The organism is Streptococcus sp. 2100, from assembly GCF_013276335.1.
In the GTDB taxonomy this organism is placed as follows: Bacteria; Bacillota; Bacilli; order Lactobacillales; family Streptococcaceae; genus Streptococcus; species Streptococcus pseudopneumoniae.
This window is the reverse complement of sequence record NZ_VMKV01000075.1, coordinates 1-2,508: the sequence shown is the minus strand read 5'-3', so window position 1 is coordinate 2,508 and position 2,508 is coordinate 1. Positions and strand designations below refer to the sequence as shown.

The following is a 2,508-nucleotide window of genomic DNA, read 5'->3' as shown; positions in this document are numbered from 1 at the left end:
GAACCGTCTGCTGGTTTAGCTGGTTCTTCTGGAGCTGGTTCCTGATTAGCTTTTTCTGCTTTTTCAAGCTCTTCAACTTTTGCTTTTGCTTTTTCAGCCTCAGCTTTAGCCTTCTCTAGTTCAGCTTCAGCAGCTGTTTGAGCTTGTTCAGCTTCAGCTTTTGAATTTTCAGCTGCTCTTGCTTCATTATTTTCTTTTTCAGCCTTAGCAGTCGCATCATCAGCTGTTTTCTTAGATTCTGCTGCTTTTTGCTCTAACTCCGCAATTCTAGCATCTGCTTCTTCTTGGGGTTGAGCTGGAGTTTCTTCTTCCGTTTTAGCTGGTTCCTTAGCTTTTGCTTCCTTTACTTCTTCAAGGGTCTTATTGAAGTCATCAACACGAGAATTAATATCTTCTGCGTAAGATCCAACAAGGGCATCCGCCTGGTTAAATTCAGCTTCTGCTGCTGCACGAGCTGCTTCCGCTTCTTTGAGTTTTCTTTTTTGTTCCTCCAGAGCTTTAGCTTTTTGCTCAAGGTCGGCTTTGGCCTTATTAGCTTGCTTGGTTAGAGAGGCAATTTCATCTCCCAATTGATCCGCCTTGTCTTGCAGTTTTTCTGACTCTGGACGTTCCTTGTCTGCTTTTGTGGCTTCCTCAATTTTCTTTTTCAATTCTTCAGGAAGTGTGCTAATACTACCAACTGTATTGTTACTGTTCTCAGAGACAGAGCTCTCCTCCTCTGTTGGCAACTCATTCACAACCTCACTAACTTTGAGGACACCACTTTCAATTGCTTTTAGTAAATCTTCCTTACCGATTGCTGCTTTAGCTGCTTGAATAGCCGCTTCCTTATCAGTAATACTCTTATCTTCTCTAATTTTAGCTTCTGCAGCCTTTTCAAGCTCTGTCAAGGCTGCTTCAAGATCAGCTTTGGCTTTATCTTCTTTTTTCTCTTCTGGGGTCTTAACGTTTTCTATCTTCTGAAGAGTCTCTTTGAGTTTGTCAACACGAGAGTCAATCGCATCCTTATAAGCTTCAAGAACTCCATATTTCTCATCAAGATCAGCTTTGGCTTTATTATATTCTTCTGTATCCTTTTGTTTATTTTCAAGTTCTTTAGCTTTTTTCTCAAAGTCAGCTTTAAGTTTATTAGCTTGCTCAGTTAGAGAATCAATCTCATCTCCCAATTGATCCGCCTTGTCTTGCAGTTTTTCTGACTCTGGGCGTGCTTCGTATGCTTTTTCAGCTTTATCAACTTCTGTCTGTTTATCTTCAGGAAGCGAATTTTTCTCATAAACCACCATCTCACTGCTAGATGTAGTTTTAGCATCTTCTGTTGGTAACTCGTTCAAAACCTCCTCTAGTGAAATATCCCCATTTTCAATTGCTTTTAGTAAATATTCCTTACCGATTTTCTCTTTTGCTTCTTTGATAGCTGCTGCTTTGTCCTCAATACTGTCATCTGCATTAATTTTAGCTTCTTCAGCCTTCTCTAATTGAGTAAATGCATCAATAAGTTCATCTTTAAGCAAAGTCTCTGGTTCATTAGCTTTTGCTTCCTTTACTTTTTTGAGAGTTTCATTGAAGTCGTCAACACGAGTATTAATATCATCTTTATAAGACTCAGCCAGTGCTGCAGCCTTTTCAAATTCAGCTTGTGCCGCTTCATGAGCTGCTTTCGCTTCTTCTAGTTTTTTCTCCTCTTCTACCAGAGTTGCAGCTTTTTTCTCAGCTTCGGCTTTGGCCTTATTAGCTTGCTTGGTTAGAGAGTCAATTTCATCCCCCAATTGATCCGCCTTGTCTTGCAGTTTTTCGGATTGTGGACGTTTGGCATCAGCCTCCTGGGCTTTTTGGATTTTAGCTTTTATCTCTTCAGGAAGAGAAGAGTCTTTGCTAGTAATAACTGGATTTTCATCTTCCTTTGTTGGCAATTCCTTCACAACATCACTAGCCTTGATTTGACCATTTTCAATCGCTTTCAGTAAATCTTCTTTACCGATTCTCTCTTTTGCTTTTTTAATAGCTGCTGCTTTGTCCTTAATCTCATCGTTAGCATTAATTTTATCTTCTGCAGCCTTTTCAAGTTCTGTCAACGCCTTCATCACTGCTTCTTTAGCTTCAGCTTCTTCCTTTTTAGCAGCAGCTAGCTCAGCATCAGCAGCCTGTTTAGCTTTTTCAGCTTTTGCTTTTGCCTCATCTGCAGCTTTAGCCTCATCTGCTTCGGATTTCGCTTTCTTAGTAGCTTCTTCAGCTTTGGCTTTCGCTTCCTCTACTTTTTTCTGTAGTTCAGCAACTTTAGCTTCAGCTTCTTTTCTAGCTTCTTCCGCTTTTTCAAGATCCTTTTTAGATTTTTCGGATGCTTTGCTAGTGTTAGTAGTATTTGATTCATCAGCTTTTACAGCCAATTGCTGAACGCTAGTAAGACTAGCCCCTAAAACTACCGCACTGGCTAGGCTAGCAAAAATCATCTTTTTCTTCCCCATTTAGGTCACCTCTTTATTATTATTTTTAATCACCTGAATCACCTGA

The 2,508-nt window shown here is 40.0% G+C and carries 1 protein-coding gene; it reads right to left on the bottom strand.

What is annotated here, in order from left to right:
• Positions 1–2,462: cell wall-binding protein (locus tag HT669_RS09640; RefSeq protein ID WP_172933694.1), on the bottom strand; the 2,462-nt coding region annotated here is incomplete at its 3' end.
• Positions 2,463–2,508 lie beyond the last annotated feature (46 nt).